The sequence below is a fragment of the Brevundimonas sp. genome (assembly GCF_031412435.1).
GTDB lineage: Bacteria > Pseudomonadota > Alphaproteobacteria > Caulobacterales > Caulobacteraceae > Brevundimonas.
The window spans coordinates 1-15,090 of record NZ_JANODA010000003.1 but is presented as its reverse complement, the minus strand read 5'-3'; the positions used below and the strand labels follow the sequence as shown (position 1 = coordinate 15,090).

The following is a 15,090-nucleotide window of genomic DNA, read 5'->3' as shown; positions in this document are numbered from 1 at the left end:
ATGACAGCTTGGCCGGACGAGCGCATGAGGTCGCCGGTTTCAATCAAGGCGTAAGACGAGCAATGGTTAGAGGTGTCGGCGAGGATGGTCCCCACCCGGTGGACCGCCATGTGGGCAGACGGGTGTGCGAGAAGCGCATCAGCCTGGGATACAATCAGAGCGACCTGGGTCGGGCGCTGGGGCTGACCTTCCAGCAGATCCAGAAATACGAAAAGGGCGCCAACCGCATCTCGGCGTCCAAGCTCTGGGACATCGCCCGCTTCTTCAAGGTGGACGTCGGATACTTTTTCCAGGGGTTGAATTCTCAACCGGGAATGGCGGAGAGCGAGGCCGGCGCAGCCGCCTTCGATCACGACTTCCCCTCGACCCGCTACACGATCGAGATCGCGCGGCTGGCCCCGCAACTGTCCAGCCGCCAGCAGAAATTGGCCCTCGAAATGATCCGCGAGATGACCGGCAAGACGGAAGAAGCCTGAGGCTTCGTCCGTTTCTTGGGCGCTAACGCTCGCGACGCGGTCGCTCGCTGCTTGAGCGGCTTTTTGGTGCGTCATCGCCGAAGACGCAGTCGCCCGCGGCTAGAGCGCGCGGTCAGAGCGATGCCGCCCGCCGCGCGGCGGCTTGTTCATCTTCAGTTCTGCGATCGTCGCTGGCCAAAGGTCGGGGCGGACGCCTTTTGTTCGGCCCAGTAGGTCGGACCGTCGTCCGGTTTGAACATGGTCCGCGCCGTGCCGTCTCGGGCCACGACGGCAAAGGTATTGGTCGAGGCCTGATACAGCAGGGTGTCGCCGTTCGGCCGCGTCGCCGTCTCCGTCCCCAGGGGCGGTCGTGTGGTGAAGCTCGTCACCTTGGCCAGGAAGTCCTCCGCCGACCGCGCGTCGAAATCGGAGCCGTTGCGCTCGTAGAGACGCTGGATCTTCTCGTCGATGGTCTCGCGCCGGCTGGCGGTGAGGACTGCCTTTTCGGCCGGCGCCTCGGTGGTCGGCGTCGCGGCGGCGGCCGTAGAGGTCAGACCGACCGTGCTCGCTTCGGTCGTTCGATCCCGCGTCTCGACCGCTGAATGCTCGTTGCCGCACGCAGTCAGAGTCAGCATCGCCGCAAAGGCGACGCTCGTGGTCATCCAAACCCTCATCACACCCTCCAGGTGAAAGCCGCTGGACAGACTTAGCCACAGGTTGTTTGTTCCTGCAATGTTCTTTTTCACCGCCTCGACGTCGGGCGCGGCGGCGGCTAGACGGGCGTGATGTCCAGCACAGCCCTGACCAACCGGAGAATCCTGCTGATCGTCGGCGGCGGCATCGCCGCCTATAAGGCGCTGGAGCTGGTACGGCTGCTGAAGAAGGCGGGCTGCGAGGTGCAGTCAATCCTGACCGGCAGCGGGGCCGAGTTCATCACGCCGCTGTCTCTGGCGGCCCTGACCGGCAATCCGGTGCGGATCGGACTGTTCCATCCGGACGAAGAGACGACGATGGGCCATATCGAGCTCTCGCGCTGGGCCGATCTGGTGGTCGTTGCGCCGGCGACGGCGGGGCTGATCGCCAAGGCGGCGAACGGCATGGCCGACGACCTGGCCTCGACGACGCTTCTGGCGACGGACAAGAAGGTGCTGCTCGCCCCGGCGATGAATGTGCGGATGTGGCTGCATCCGGCGGTGCAGGCCAATGTAGCGCGGCTGAAGAGCTTCGACGGCTTCCACGGCATGGCGGTGGTTGGGCCCGACGACGGAGAGATGGCCTGCGGCGAGTTCGGTCCCGGCCGGATGGCCGAGCCGGCGGCGATCCTGGCCGCGATCACCGATCTGCTGGCCGGGCCGGACGGGCGGGCTCTGGCGGGCCGCAGGGCCGTGGTCACGGCCGGACCCACTTTCGAGCCGATCGATCCGGTTCGGGGCCTGACCAACCGCTCCAGCGGGAAACAGGGCTACGCCATCGCCGCCGCCCTCGCCGCACGCGGCGCCGAGGTGACGCTGGTGTCGGGTCCCACAGGGCTGTCCGTGCCGGTGGGCGTGACCCGGATCGACGTCGAGACGGCGATGGAAATGAAGGCGGCGACGGAAGCGGCGCTGCCGGCTGATATCGCGGTGCTCTCGGCCGCCGTGGCCGACTGGCGCGTGGACACGGTCGCGGGCGGCAAGATCAAGAAGGCCCCCGGCGGGCCGCCGATGCTGAGCCTGATCGAGAACCCCGACATCCTGGCGGGTATCGCCAAGCCCGGGCCGAACCGTCCCAAGCTCGTGATCGGCTTCGCCGCCGAGACGACGGATCTGGAAGCCAATGCGCGGTCGAAACTGTCGCGCAAGGGCTGCGACTGGATCGTCGGCAACGATGTCTCGGCCGATGTCTTCGGCACGGACGGCAACACGGTCCTGCTGGTCACAAGGAACGGCGCCGACGCATGGCCGCGTCTTTCGAAGATAGAGGTGGCCACACGCCTTGCCGACCGCATCGCCGACCATTTCTCCGCCAAAGCCTGAGAGCCTCTCCTTGAGCACCCTCCGTATCCTGCGCCTGCCCCACGCCGAGGGTCTGGCCCTGCCCACCTATGAGACCGCCGGTTCGGCGGGCATGGACCTGAGGGCCGCCGTCCCGGCGGGTTCGCCGATGACACTGGAACCTGGCGCGCGGGCCCTGGTGCCGACCGGTCTGAAGATCGCCCTGGAACAGGGCTGGGAAGCGCAGATCCGGCCGCGCTCGGGCCTGGCCCTGAAGCACGGCATCAGCGCGCCCAACACGCCGGGCACGATCGATAGCGACTATCGCGGCGAGGTCGGGGTGATCCTGATCAACCTGGGTCGGGAGCCGTTCGTCATCAATCGCGGAGACCGCATCGCCCAGATGGTTATCGCCGCCGTGGCCCAGGCGACGGTCGTCGAGGTCGACACCCTGGACGATACGGCGCGCGGCGCCGGGGGCTTCGGATCCACGGGTCGATAGAGGAAGCATCCATTCCCGCAGACCGGCGTTAACCCTGCCGACGGCCAAGCTGGGCCGTAGCAAATCCGGAGCGTTGCGTGATGGAAGAGTTCTTCGCCCAGCTGGGCAATCTGCTGCAGGGGCTGTTCGCCCTGACCCAGAGCGGCTTCGACACCGTCAATCAGGTGGTCGGCCTGGTCATCGCCCTGATCGCCGCCTTCATGATGCCCGCCTGGCGCAGCCTGTTCAGCACGGCTCTGGGCGCCACCCTGGTCTATATCCTCGTCGGCCTGTTGAGGCCGATGCTGGATGGCGGCGCCTTCGCCTTGCCGGACCTGATGGGCATGGCGTTCTGGATGACCGTCCTAGCCCTGTTCCTGGCCTTCTCGGTGATCATCGCCGTGTTCTTCTTCCTCAAGACCCTGCTGGGCGGTGGTCATCGTCACCGCGCACACGCCCACTAGAGTCTGAAGGCGGGCGTTCGCGTCCGCCCTTTTACTTTCGGCGATTGGGGTCTATATGGCCTCCTACATCGTTAGACCGGCGTCCAACGGCGTCGTTCAAAGCGGCGGCCGTGGAGGCCGACCGCTTTTCTTTTTGCCCGCTGTACACCCTCCGGGTGACGGCCAATCCAGAAGCATAGAACCCGCTTGCGCGCCAAGACCGTCGAAGACCGCCAGATCCTGGAGCTGATCGATCCCGTCGCGGAATCGGTCGGCCTGGATATCGTGCGCGTGCGTCTGATGGGCGGGACCCTGCGTCGTCGCCTGCAGGTCATGGCCGAGCGGCCTTCGGACAACGACATCGACGTGGGCGAATGCGCCCGTCTGAGCCGGGCCATGTCCGAGGTTCTGGACGCTGCCGACCCGATCGCCGGCGAATATCTGCTGGAAGTCTCCTCGCCCGGCATCGACCGGCCTCTGACCCGCCTGAAAGACTTCGACCTGTTCGAGGGCCTGGAGGCGCGTCTGGAGACGGACCGGATGATCGAGGGGCGCAAGCGCTTCAAGGGCATCGTCGCCGGCACCGACGGCGACAACATCGCCATCGACCTGGACGGCGAGGAAGAAACCGCCCTGATCCCTTTCGACTGGCTGGTGGACGCCAAGCTGGTCATGAACGACGCCCTTCTGAAACGCGGAGCCGCAATCCGCGCCGCGCGGGGCGAACCCGAAGACGACGGCCTGCCGGCCCATTCTCCCGAAGACGGCGCGCCTGAAGACCAAAACAACGCCAAGACTTCTGAGGACGACGCCTGATGGCCGTGACCGGTATTTCCGCCAATCGCCTGGAACTTCTGCAGATCGCCAATGCGGTCGCGCAGGAAAAGAACATCGACCGCGAGATCGTGATCGAGGCTCTGGAAGAAGCGATCCAGAAGGGCGCCAAGTCGCGCTACGGCGCCCATCATGACATCCGGGCCAAGATCGATCCGAAGACGGGCGAACTGGCCCTGACGCGTCACGTCACCATCGTCGAGGACGACTGGATGCCGGAAGACGAGCTGGAAGAATTCAACGACTCGGCCATGGTTCGCCTGACCGATGCCTCCAAGCGTGACGCCGAAGCCGTGGTCGGCAAGGAATACGTCGAGGACCTGCCGCCGTTCGAGTTCGGCCGGGTCCAGACCCAGATGGCTCGTCAGGTCATTACCGGCAAGGTTCGCGAGGCTGAGCGCGCCAACCAGTACGAAGAGTTCAAGGACCGGGTCGGCGAGATCGTCAACGGCACCGTCAAGCGCGTCGAATACGGCAACACCATCGTCGACCTGGGCCGGGGCGAGGGCATCATGCGCCGCGACCAGTCGATCCCGCGCGAAGTGTTCAACATCGGCGACCGGATCCGCACCTACATCTACGACGTCCGCCCGGAGGCCAAGGGTCCGCAGATCATGCTGTCGCGGGCTCACCCCGGCTTCATGGCCAAGCTGTTCGCCCAGGAAGTGCCGGAAGTTTACGACGGCGTGATCGAGATCCGCGCCGCCGCCCGCGACGCCGGTTCGCGCGCCAAGATGGCCGTGCTCTCGAACGACTCCTCCATTGACCCCGTCGGCGCCTGCGTCGGCATGCGCGGCTCGCGCGTCCAGGCGGTCGTGGCCGAACTGCAGGGCGAGAAGATCGACATCATCCAGTGGAACCCGGACGAGCCGACCTTCATCGTCAACGCCCTGGCCCCGGCTGAAGTCTCCAAGGTCGTGCTCGACGAAGAAGCCGACCGCGTCGAGGTCGTGGTACCGGACGAGCAGCTGTCGCTGGCCATCGGCCGTCGCGGCCAGAACGTCCGGCTGGCCTCCCAGCTGACCGGCTGGCAGATCGACATCATCACGGAATCGCAGGACTCCGAGCGTCGCCAGCGCGAGTTCAGCGAGCGCACCACCCTGTTCCAGGAAGCCCTGGATGTGGACGAGGTCATCGCCCAGTTGCTAGTCACTGAAGGCTTCGCCACCATCGAGGACCTGGCTTTCGTCGAGAACTACGAAGTCGCCGAGATCGAAGGCTTCGACGAAGACACTGCCGAGGAGCTGCAGGCCCGCGCCCGCGACTATCTCGAGAAGCAGTCCGCCATTCTGGACGCCAAACGCGTCGAACTGGGCGTGCTGGACGAGGTCATGGCCGTTCCGGGCGTGACCCTTCCGATCGCCGTCGCCCTTGGCGAAGGCGGCGTGAAGACCGTCGAGGACCTGGCTGATCTGGCCACCGACGAGATCCGTGGCGGTTACGAGATGAAGAATGGCGAGCGGACCAAGGTCGCCGGCGTGCTGGAAAGCTTCAACTTGGCCCAGGAAGACGCCGAACTGCTGATCCTGCAGGCACGCGTCGCTGCCGGCTGGATCGACGCTTCAGAACTGCCGCAGCCGCCGGAGCCCGAATACGAGGAAGAGTACGCCGAGGGCGAGTACGATCCCGAGGCCGTGTTCGACGCCGCCCCCGAGGGCGATGCCGAAGCCCAGGTCACCGCCGATGACGCCGAGGTCGAAGACGACCTCGAGCCGACCCCCGACGCGTGATGAGGTGCGCTGTCCATGAGCCTGCGCGACGCGACGATCGATAGAGAGCGCCGGGACCTGGTGACCCACCAGGCCATGGATGAATCTCGACTGATCCGTTTCGTCGCCGGCCCGGACGGCATGGTGGCTCCCGATCTGGGCAGGAAGCTGCCCGGCCGCGGCATGTGGGTGGAAGCCTCGCGGGCGTCCGTCGACGCGGCCGTGAAGAAAAACCTGTTCTCGCGCTCGGCCAAGGCTCCTCTGAAACCGACCGCCGATCTCGCCGATACGGTCGAAACCCTTTTGGTTCGCCGTTGTCTGGACCAGCTGGGACTTGCCCGGCGTGAAGGCGTACTTATCTCAGGCTTCGAGAAATCGGCTGCGGCGATCCGGTCGGGCAAGGCCGCATGGCTGATCGAGGCCGCCGACGGATCGGCGGATGGACGCGGAAAGCTCGCCGCTCTGGCCCGACATCAGACGACCAAGGTCTGCGGCGCCTTCAGCGCGGATGATTTGAGTTTGGCCCTTGGGCTGGAAAATGCGATACACGGCGTCCTGCTGCGTGGCGGCAGAGCCGATCGCTGGACCATCGAGGTCGAACGACTGGCGGGATTTCGATCGCTTCGGCCTGCGGCCTGGGACCTGGATCATCCGGGTTCCACTCGCGGGGACGGGTCGGACGAGGACCCGAAGGACGAGCCTGAACGGGCGGATTGACGGGCGGGGTCAGGCCTCTTTCGAGGGGCGGACGCCGCACGACTTTTTGCGTTTCCAGGTAACGAGACGATTTTTGACTAAGACGCGGCGGACTTCTCCGCCCACGAGTAAAGCGACCGGATGAGCGACGAGAACGACAAGACCAACGACGGCCAAGCTCCGCAGGCCCCTACCGGGACTCCGTCCACGACGGGACCGCGGGCGCCGCTGAGCCTGAAGCCGCGCGCCGTGGGATCGGTTTCGACCGGCACCGTGCGCCAGAGCTTCAGCCATGGCCGCACCAAGACGGTGGTGGTCGAGACCAAGCGCCGCCCGGGCGCCCCGGTCGCTCCGGGCCTTGGGGGACATCAGCGTCCGGCGGGCTTCGATGTCGCGCGGCCGCGTTCCGACACACCGGCCCCGCAGGCGCCCTCGCCCCGTCCGCAGATGCAGCAGCCCGCCGGCGGCCGCCTGTCCAACGAGGAACAGGAAGCCCGACGTCGCGCCATCGAGACGGCGACCCATGCCCAGGCCGAACGCGCCGCCGCCCAGGCCGCCGAACAGGCGCGTCGTGACGCCGCTGCTCGCGATCAGGCCGCCGCGACCGCCGCCGCCGCCAGCGCCGCCCAGGCCGAGGCCGCGGCAGCACGCGCAGCAGCCGAGGCCGCCCGTGCTGAAGCCTCCAAGCTGACGGCGGCCGCGCCGCTGCCGCCCGGCAAGCCTGCCGCCCGCGCGCCGCTGGCCCCGAAGCCTGTCGTCGCGCCGCCGCCGCCGGCTCCCGAGCCCGTCGCTCCGGTCGCCGCCGCGCCGGAACCGATCCCGGCTCCCGCGCCCGTCGCTCCGGCCCGTCCGGCGCCGCCGGCGCGTCCGATCGTGAACTTCGGCCAGCGCGTGCCCAAGGCGCCGAACCCCGCCCGCGCCCCGATCGACCGTCCCGCCTTCGGCGCCCGTTCGGCGCGTGAAGAGGCCATGGGCGGTGGTGAGAAATCCTATTCCGACCGTCCCGCCAACGCCCGTCCTGGGGGCGCTCCGGCGAAACCCGCCGAGCCGGTCCGCTATTCGGCCCTGAACCCGCGCCCCGCTGCGGGCGCGGCCCGTCCCGGCGGCGCCCGAACGGGCCCGGGCGGTCGTCCGGCCCCGAACGCCCCTCCGGCCGAGGCCAATGTTCTGCGCCCGGCCCGCGCCCCCGGCGGCGGCTTCGCCAAGCCGTTGAAGCCTGAGGACGATCGCGACAAGCGTTTCTCCGACGCGGGCAAGGCCGTCAGCCGCACGCGTGGCGAGCCCAAACGCCGCGAAGGCCGCCTGACCATCCAGTCCGTGGCCGGCGACGGCGACACGGCCGAGCGGATGCGTTCGCTGGCCTCGGTCCGCCGGGCCCGCGAACGTGAGAAAGAGAAGCGCAAGGGCGGGTCCACCGATGCGCCGAACCGTCCGCGCGAAGTCGTCATCCCCGACGTCATCACCGTGCAGGAGCTGTCCAACCGGATGGCCGTGCGCGGCGTCGACATCATCAAGTTCCTGATGAAACAGGGCCTGATGATGAAGATCAACGACGTCATCGACACCGACACCGCCGAACTGGTGGCCGACGAGTTCGGCATGACCGTGCGTCGCGTCTCGGAATCCGACGTCGAGGCCGGCTTCCTGTCCGATGATATCGACGACGAGGCGACGACGCCCCGTGCGCCGGTCGTGGCCATCATGGGCCACGTCGACCACGGCAAGACCAGCCTGCTTGACGCCTTGCGCACCACAGACGTCGCGTCGGGCGAAGCCGGCGGCATCACCCAGCACATCGGCGCCTATCAGGTGAAGACGCCGTCGGGCGAGGCCGTGACCTTCCTGGATACCCCGGGCCACGCAGCGTTCAGCGCCATGCGGACCCGCGGCGCCAACGTCACCGACATCGTCATCCTGGTGGTGGCGGCCGATGATGGCGTCATGCCGCAGACGATCGAGAGCATCCAGCACGCCAAGGCTGCGGGCGCTCCGATCATCGTGGCCGTCAACAAGATCGACAAGCCGGACGCCGACCCGCAGAAGGTCGTCAACGAACTTCTGCAGTACGAAATCATCGGCGAGGCCTTGGGCGGCGACACCCAGATCGTCGAGGTGTCGGCCAAGGCGCGCACCAATCTGGACGGCCTGATCGAAGCCATCCTGCTGCAGGCCGAGGTCATGGACCTGAAGGCCGATCCGGAACGCTCCGCGGAAGGCGTGGTCATCGAGGCCAAGCTGGACAAGGGTCGCGGCCCGGTCGCCACCATCCTGGTCAAGCGCGGCACGCTGAAGAAGGGCGATCTGGTCGTCGCCGGCTCCAGCTTCGGCCGTGTCCGCGCGCTGTTGAACGAACGTGGCGAGCAGCTGACCGAGGCTGGTCCGTCCGTGCCGGTCGAGATTCTGGGCCTGGACGAGGCTCCGAGCCCCGGCGAACCCCTGGCCGTGGTCGAGAACGAGGCCCGCGCCCGCGAGCTGACCGAGTACCGGTCGCGCATCAAGCGCGAGAAGGCCACCGGCGGCATCAACCAGGTCAGCCTGGTCGACATGATGGCCAAGCTGGGATCCAAGAAGATCTCGGAACTGCCGGTCCTCATCAAGTCCGACGTCCAGGGCTCGGGCGAGGCCATCCAGGGTTCGCTGGAGAAGATGGGCAACGACGAAGTCCGCGCCCGCGTCATCTATTCCGGCGCCGGCGGCATCACCGAGTCGGACGTCCAGCTGGCCAAGTCGGCAGGCGCCCCGATCCTCGGCTTCAACGTCCGCGCCTCGAAACAGGCCAAGGATCTTGCCGAGCGTGAAGGCGTGGAGATCCGCTACTATTCGATCATCTACGACCTGCTGGACGACATGAAGGGCGTTCTGTCCGGCATGCTGGCTCCGCTGCAACGCGAAACCTTCCTCGGCAACGCCGCCGTGCTGCAGGTCTTCGATATCTCGAAAACCGGCAAGATCGCCGGTTGCCGGGTGTCCGAGGGCGTGGTCCGCAAGGGCGCCAAGGTCCGGATCATCCGCGACGACATCGTCGTCCTGGAGCTGGGCACGCTCGCCACGCTCAAGCGCTTCAAGGACGAGGTCAACGAGGTGCCGTCGGGTCAGGAGTGCGGCATGCACTTCCAGGGCTTCCACGACATCAAGGTCGGCGACTACATCGAGTGCTTCACCGTCGAAGAAATCCAGCGCACTCTCTAGTAGCGCGCTACCGCTCGACGCGCGGCGTCTCGCTGCTTGAGAGCGGTTGTCCCCTCCCTGTCGCGCAGCGATCGGGAGGGGCCGCCGCCTCCCTTCCGCCGCAAGTCGCGGTATGAAGTGACGTCATGCTTCACCGTATGCTCGCTGTTCTGACGCTCGTCGCCATCGCCACGCCGGCGACGGCCGACACCCGCTATCTCGCGTTCGACCCCTCCGACCGGGTCACGACCGCCCTGACGCGCGGCGTGACGCTGGAGGTCGAGCGCGGATGGTTCGGCGCGGTCAGCGTCCGGCGGATCATCTCCACCACCGCCCGGGGGTCTGCGACCATATCGCGTGGCGGCCCGGATGAGGCGCGACGCGCCCTGCCGGAGGGCGCCGGCGAAAGCACCGTCTATTCCATCGCCCAGGAAGGCGACGGCCGGGGGTTGGCGCGGGCCCTGTGCCCCGGCGCCGAAGCCACCTTCCTGGTCGTCGGCCGGGTCCGGGCAGGGCGGCCGATGGCCATGCACGGCGCGGGGCGCTGGTCCGACGGAACGTTCCGCTACTGCGTGACCCTGTCCTACAGTTATCGCGGTGAATGGAGCCTGCCGCCTCGCGCTTCGGTCGAAGACGCCGACTGATGCGGAGCGTGGGGGCGATGCTGCTGGCGGGACTGCTGGGGCTGGGCGCTGCTCTGTGGACCTGGACCCGTCCGGGCGAGCCGGCGACGGCAATCTCGCCAGAGGCCGGCGTCACCCTGCACGTGCTCAACAACGGCTTCCACACCGACCTCGCCGTGCCGCGTGCGGCGCTGGAAGCCGGCGGCGGCCCACTGGCCGAGGCGTCACGGTCGGTGGGCGCAGGGGACTGGATCCTGATCGGCTGGGGCGATGCGAAATTCTTCGTCGATACCAGCCCCATGGAAGACCGGATTCCCGACGGCCTTCGCGCCTTCTTCCGGCCGGGCAACGCCTCGGTCGTGATGCTGGACCCGGAAGCAGGCGATCCTGCAATGCGATTCGCGCCCGAGAGCCGACGCACCCTCGTCCTGTCGCCAGAGGCCTTCGCCGGTCTGCGCGGCCGGGTGCAGGATTCACTCTCGCTGGTGGAGGGCAGGCCTCGCCCGTCGACGGCGCGGAGTGGCGACGGGGCTCACTTCTTCGCCAGTCGGGAGCATTTCTGGATCGGCTACCTGTGCAACAGCTGGACCGCCCGGGTGTTGAATTCAGCGGGCCTGCCGATCCGGCCGCTGCGCTCCGTGACCGCCGGAGAGATCATCGCCGCCGTGGATCGCGCCCAATTGGACACCGGCGCCAGACAGGACTAGACCCCGCGCCTTCGCTTTTACCGGCCGGGTCCGATCCCCGGCGGCGAACAGGACGACCTCCATGAGCAACCGAAAATCCTCCAAACCCGCCGCCAAGGCCGGAACCGTCAGCCAGCGCCAGCTGCGCGCTTCGGAAATGATCCGCCACGCCCTGGTCGAGGTCATGCGCGAGAACGAGATTCGCGATCCCGCCTTGATCGGCGTGTCGGTCACGGTGACCGAGGTCCGGCTTTCTCCCGATCTGAAGCACGCCACCTGTTTCGTCGAACCCCTGGGCGCGGGAATCGAGACCTCGGACACGGCCGGCCATATCGACGAGATCATCAAGGCGCTCAACGTCCACGCCAAATTCCTGCGCGGCGCCCTGGGCCGCCATATCGACATGCGCTTCACGCCGGATCTGCGTTTCCGCCACGACGAGAGTTTCGCCGCCGCCGAGCGTCTGAACCGGCTGCTGGACGACCCCCGCGTCCGCGCCGATTCCTTCGTGCCGCCCGTCGAAGACGACGAGGACTAGGCGTGGGCCGCAAGAAACGGGGTGTCGTCGTCAACGGCTGGGTGTGCCTGGACAAGCCGTTCGAGATGGGCTCGACCGACGCCGTATCGAAGGTCCGCCGCCTGTTCGACGCCCAGAAGGCCGGGCATGCCGGTACGCTGGACCCGCTCGCCTCGGGCATCCTGCCGATCGCGCTGGGCGAGGCGACCAAGACCGTGCCGTTCATGATGGAGGCGGAGAAGGTCTATCGCTTCACCATCAACTGGGGCGTCTCGACCGACAGCGTCGATCGCGAGGGCGAGATCATTGGCCGCTCGGACGTGCGTCCGTCGCCGGAAGCCGTCACTGCGGTGCTGCCGACCTTCGTCGGCGAGATCGACCAGACCCCGCCCCGCTTCAGCGCCATCAAGGTCGACGGCCAGCGCGCCTATGACCTGGCCCGCGAGGGCGCCGACTTCGAGCTGGAAAGCCGCCGGGTCACCATCTACGAGGCCGAGGTCACGGATGCGCCGGACGCCGATCACATCGAACTGACCATCCGCACCGGCAAGGGCGTCTATGTCCGCTCGCTGGCCCGCGATCTGGCGGTCATGCTGGGCGCCGAAGGGCATGTCTCGGCCCTGCGGCGCGAGCGGGTGGGGCCGTTTTCGGTCGAGAACAGCGTCACGCTGGATTTCCTGACCGATCTGGTGCATAGGGACGCCGCCTTGGAAGGCCTGCTGCCCGTTGCGACCGCCCTGGACGACATCCCGGAGCTGGCCGTCACGGAACAGGACGCCTTCTCGCTTCGTCAGGGACGACCGATCGTTCTGCTCCCCCGACAGGTCGAGACGCTCAAGAGCCGCCTTCGGGACGGCTCTCGCACCGTTTCCGCCTTTCAGGGTCAGACCCTCGTCGCTCTCGGTCAGATGCGGGCCGGCCGGCTAGAACCCGACCGCGTTTTTAATCTCTAATTTTGGAGAAACACGATGTCGATTACGCCTGAGCGTAAGAACGAAGTCATCGCCGAGAACGCCCGCACCGCAGGCGACACCGGTTCGGCCGAAGTCCAGGTCGCGATCCTTTCGGAACGCATCGCCAACCTCACCGAGCACTTCAAGACGCACAAGAAGGACAACCACTCGCGCCGCGGCCTGCTCAAGATGGTCTCGCAGCGTCGTCGCCTTCTGGACCACCTGACCAAGGTCGATAAGGAGCGTTACACCGCCCTGATCACCAAGCTGAACCTGCGCCGCTAAGCGCAGCACGCGGAAACAGTTTCGAGGCGCGGGCCACGTCCGCGCCTCTTTCCGCATCCAGAGACCACCCGCGCGCCGCGGTTTGTATCGGCGCAGACGCGAGGGCCAGACCGGTCCTCTTCTTCCCGGGTCGATCGCGATGGCGCGACGATCCTTGGACCGAAGGACTGAACGCCCGACGCTCCAGCCCCACTGATGGGATCCCGCGCGGAATACGCCGCCCGGGCTACGAAAGACGAAACATGTTCGATATCAAACGCAAGACGATCGACTGGGCCGGCCGCCCGCTGACGCTGGAAACGGGTCGTATCGCCCGCCAGGCCGACGGCGCCGTTCTGGCCACCTATGGCGAGACCATCGTCTTGGCCACCGTCGTCTACGGTCGCGCACCCAAGCCGGGCCTGGATTTCTTCCCGCTGACCGTCAACTACCAGGAAAAGACCTTCGCCGCAGGCAAGATTCCGGGCGGCTACTTCAAGCGTGAAGGCCGTCCGACCGAGAAGGAGACCCTGGTCTCCCGCCTGATCGACCGTCCGATCCGCCCGCTGTTCGTCAAGGGCTTCAAGAACGAGACCCAGGTCGTCATCACCGTGCTGCAGCACGACCTCGAGAACGATCCCGACATCGTCGGCATGGTCGCCACCTCCGCCGCCCTGACCTTGTCGGGCGTGCCCTTCATGGGCCCGATCGGCGCCGCACGGGTCGGCTATATCGACGGCGAGTTCGTGCTGAACCCGACGCTGGACCAACTGCCTGAGTCGCAGCTGGACCTCGTCGTCGCCGGCACCAAGGACGCCCTGATGATGGTCGAGTCCGAAGCCAAGGAACTGTCCGAGCAGGTCATGCTGGACGCCCTGATGTTCGCGCACCGCGGCATGCAGCCGGTGATCGACGCGATCATCGAGATGGCCGAGCACGCCGCCAAGGATCCGTTCGACTTCACCGCCGAGGACCACTCCGACGTCGTCACCCAGATCCAGGGTCTCGTCGGCGAAGACATCAAGGCCGCCTACACCCACCCCGGCAAGCATGCTCGCCATGAGGCCGTCGGCGCCGCCAAGAAGAAGGCCTCGGCCGCCCTGGTGAAGACCGACGAGAACCCGGACGGCGTCGATTCCGCCAAGTTCGGCACGGCCTGGAAGGAATGCGAAGCCCACGTCCTGCGTCGCGACATTATCGACAACGCTCACCGGGTCGACGGTCGTGCGCTCGACAAGGTCCGTGACATCGTCTCGGAAGTCGGCGTCTTCCCGCGCACCCACGGTTCGGCCCTGTTCACCCGCGGTGAGACCCAGGCCATCGTGGTCGCCACCCTGGGCACCGGCGAGGACGAGCAGTACGTCGACTCGCTGGCCGGCACCTACAAGGAGAAGTTCCTCCTGCACTACAACTTCCCTCCCTACTCGGTCGGCGAGACCGGTCGTATGGGCGGCGCGGGCCGTCGGGAAATCGGTCACGGCAAGCTGGCCTGGCGGGCGATCCGTCCGATGCTGCCGACGTCGGAAGAGTTCCCCTACACGATCCGCATCGTGTCGGAGATCACCGAGTCCAACGGTTCGTCCTCCATGGCTTCGGTCTGCGGCGCCTCGCTGGCGCTGATGGACGCGGGCGTGCCCCTGAAGAAGCCCGTCTCGGGCATCGCCATGGGCCTGATCCTGGAGCCGTCGGGCGAGTTCGCCATCCTGTCGGACATCCTGGGTGATGAAGATCACCTGGGCGACATGGACTTCAAGGTCGCCGGCACCCGTGACGGCATCACCTCGCTGCAGATGGACATCAAGGTCGCAGGCATCACCGAAGAGATCATGAAGAAGGCCATCGCCCAGGCGTCGGCCGGCCGTCTTCACATCCTCGACGAGATGGACAAGGCCATCGACGGCGCTCGCACCGAGCTCGGCGAGTACGCGCCGAAGATCGAGTCCATCAAGGTTCCGGTCGACAAGATCCGCGACATCATCGGCACCGGCGGCAAGATCATCCGTGAGATCGTCGAAAAGACCGGCGCCAAGATCAACATCGAGGACGACGGCACGGTGAAGATCGCCGCCTCGGACCAAGAGAAGATCGACGCCGCCAAGAACTGGATCTCGTCGATCGTGTCCGAGCCCGAGCCCGGCATGATCTACTCCGGCAAGGTCGTGAAGGTCGTCGACTTCGGCGCCTTCGTGAACTTCTTCGGCGCCAAGGACGGCCTGGTCCACGTGTCCCAGATCTCGCTGGAACGCGTCTCCAACCCGGCTGACGTCCTGTCCGAGGGTCAAGAGGTC

Annotated in this window: 15 protein-coding genes; 14 read left to right on the top strand and 1 reads right to left on the bottom strand. The window is 66.9% G+C overall.

Annotated features, from left to right (window positions below; genetic code table 11):
- Positions 1–62 precede the first annotated feature (62 nt).
- A complete protein-coding gene (locus RMO01_RS00315; RefSeq protein WP_309627052.1) occupies positions 63–476 on the top strand; it encodes a helix-turn-helix transcriptional regulator in 414 nt (137 codons plus the stop codon).
- A gap of 152 nt (positions 477–628) precedes the next feature.
- Here the strand turns inward: RMO01_RS00315 and RMO01_RS00310 are convergent, their stop codons facing one another.
- Positions 629–1,117, bottom strand: coding sequence for an S-type pyocin family protein (locus RMO01_RS00310; RefSeq protein WP_309627051.1), 489 nt, complete (start codon positions 1,115–1,117; stop codon positions 629–631).
- 123 nt (positions 1,118–1,240) lie between these two features.
- Between RMO01_RS00310 and coaBC the strand changes: the two genes are divergently transcribed.
- From coaBC to pnp, 13 genes are all read left to right on the top strand, one after another.
- Complete coding sequence (coaBC, locus tag RMO01_RS00305; protein ID WP_309627050.1) at positions 1,241–2,470, top strand: bifunctional phosphopantothenoylcysteine decarboxylase/phosphopantothenate--cysteine ligase CoaBC; 1,230 nt, start codon at positions 1,241–1,243, stop codon at positions 2,468–2,470.
- Between the two features lie 10 nt (positions 2,471–2,480).
- Entirely contained in the window at positions 2,481–2,930 is a 450-nt protein-coding gene (gene dut, locus RMO01_RS00300) for a dUTP diphosphatase (protein WP_309627049.1), read from the top strand.
- A gap of 80 nt (positions 2,931–3,010) precedes the next feature.
- Complete coding sequence (locus tag RMO01_RS00295; protein ID WP_309627048.1) at positions 3,011–3,373, top strand: hypothetical protein; 363 nt, start codon at positions 3,011–3,013, stop codon at positions 3,371–3,373.
- 186 nt (positions 3,374–3,559) lie between these two features.
- Positions 3,560–4,168 carry a ribosome maturation factor RimP gene (gene rimP / locus RMO01_RS00290; RefSeq protein WP_309627047.1) on the top strand — a complete coding sequence of 203 codons (609 nt, stop codon included), beginning with the start codon at positions 3,560–3,562 and terminating at the stop codon, positions 4,166–4,168.
- Positions 4,168–5,916 carry a transcription termination factor NusA gene (gene nusA / locus RMO01_RS00285; RefSeq protein WP_309627046.1) on the top strand — a complete coding sequence of 583 codons (1,749 nt, stop codon included), beginning with the start codon at positions 4,168–4,170 and terminating at the stop codon, positions 5,914–5,916. Before rimP ends, nusA begins: the two co-directional genes overlap by 1 nt.
- Before the next feature lie 15 nt (positions 5,917–5,931).
- Positions 5,932–6,612 carry an RNA-binding protein gene (locus RMO01_RS00280; protein WP_309627045.1) on the top strand — a complete coding sequence of 227 codons (681 nt, stop codon included), beginning with the start codon at positions 5,932–5,934 and terminating at the stop codon, positions 6,610–6,612.
- A gap of 120 nt (positions 6,613–6,732) precedes the next feature.
- Complete coding sequence (infB, locus tag RMO01_RS00275) at positions 6,733–9,780, top strand: translation initiation factor IF-2 (RefSeq protein ID WP_309627044.1); 3,048 nt, start codon at positions 6,733–6,735, stop codon at positions 9,778–9,780.
- A gap of 125 nt (positions 9,781–9,905) precedes the next feature.
- On the top strand, positions 9,906–10,403 hold the full coding sequence (locus tag RMO01_RS00270) for a hypothetical protein (protein ID WP_309627043.1): 498 nt from the start codon (positions 9,906–9,908) through the stop codon (positions 10,401–10,403).
- The gene (locus tag RMO01_RS00265; RefSeq protein WP_309627042.1) at positions 10,403–11,089 is read left to right on the top strand and encodes a DUF2459 domain-containing protein; all 687 of its coding nucleotides are present in this window, start codon (positions 10,403–10,405) and stop codon (positions 11,087–11,089) included. Before RMO01_RS00270 ends, RMO01_RS00265 begins: the two co-directional genes overlap by 1 nt.
- Positions 11,090–11,150: 61 nt before the next feature.
- Positions 11,151–11,606: a 30S ribosome-binding factor RbfA gene (gene rbfA, locus RMO01_RS00260; protein ID WP_309627041.1), complete on the top strand. Its 456-nt coding sequence runs from the start codon at positions 11,151–11,153 to the stop codon at positions 11,604–11,606.
- A 2-nt stretch (positions 11,607–11,608) separates the two neighbouring features.
- The gene (truB, locus tag RMO01_RS00255; RefSeq protein ID WP_309627040.1) at positions 11,609–12,538 is read left to right on the top strand and encodes a tRNA pseudouridine(55) synthase TruB; all 930 of its coding nucleotides are present in this window, start codon (positions 11,609–11,611) and stop codon (positions 12,536–12,538) included.
- A 15-nt stretch (positions 12,539–12,553) separates the two neighbouring features.
- A complete protein-coding gene (rpsO, locus tag RMO01_RS00250; protein ID WP_077353982.1) occupies positions 12,554–12,823 on the top strand; it encodes a 30S ribosomal protein S15 in 270 nt (89 codons plus the stop codon).
- A gap of 242 nt (positions 12,824–13,065) precedes the next feature.
- A partial coding sequence (pnp, locus tag RMO01_RS00245) for a polyribonucleotide nucleotidyltransferase (protein WP_309627039.1) occupies positions 13,066–15,090 on the top strand: 2,025 nt, incomplete at its 3' end.

Coding starts and splice junctions, on each gene's coding strand:
- infB (WP_309627044.1), top strand. CDS start 6,733: ATGAGCGACGAGAACGACAAGACCAACGACGGCCAAGCTCCGCAGGCC.
- RMO01_RS00270 (WP_309627043.1), top strand. CDS start 9,906: ATGCTTCACCGTATGCTCGCTGTTCTGACGCTCGTCGCCATCGCCACG.
- rbfA (WP_309627041.1), top strand. CDS start 11,151: ATGAGCAACCGAAAATCCTCCAAACCCGCCGCCAAGGCCGGAACCGTC.
- RMO01_RS00310 (WP_309627051.1), bottom strand. CDS start 1,117: ATGACCACGAGCGTCGCCTTTGCGGCGATGCTGACTCTGACTGCGTGC.
- coaBC (WP_309627050.1), top strand. CDS start 1,241: ATGTCCAGCACAGCCCTGACCAACCGGAGAATCCTGCTGATCGTCGGC.
- rpsO (WP_077353982.1), top strand. CDS start 12,554: ATGTCGATTACGCCTGAGCGTAAGAACGAAGTCATCGCCGAGAACGCC.
- RMO01_RS00280 (WP_309627045.1), top strand. CDS start 5,932: ATGAGCCTGCGCGACGCGACGATCGATAGAGAGCGCCGGGACCTGGTG.
- RMO01_RS00265 (WP_309627042.1), top strand. CDS start 10,403: ATGCGGAGCGTGGGGGCGATGCTGCTGGCGGGACTGCTGGGGCTGGGC.
- RMO01_RS00295 (WP_309627048.1), top strand. CDS start 3,011: ATGGAAGAGTTCTTCGCCCAGCTGGGCAATCTGCTGCAGGGGCTGTTC.
- nusA (WP_309627046.1), top strand. CDS start 4,168: ATGGCCGTGACCGGTATTTCCGCCAATCGCCTGGAACTTCTGCAGATC.
- RMO01_RS00315 (WP_309627052.1), top strand. CDS start 63: ATGGTTAGAGGTGTCGGCGAGGATGGTCCCCACCCGGTGGACCGCCAT.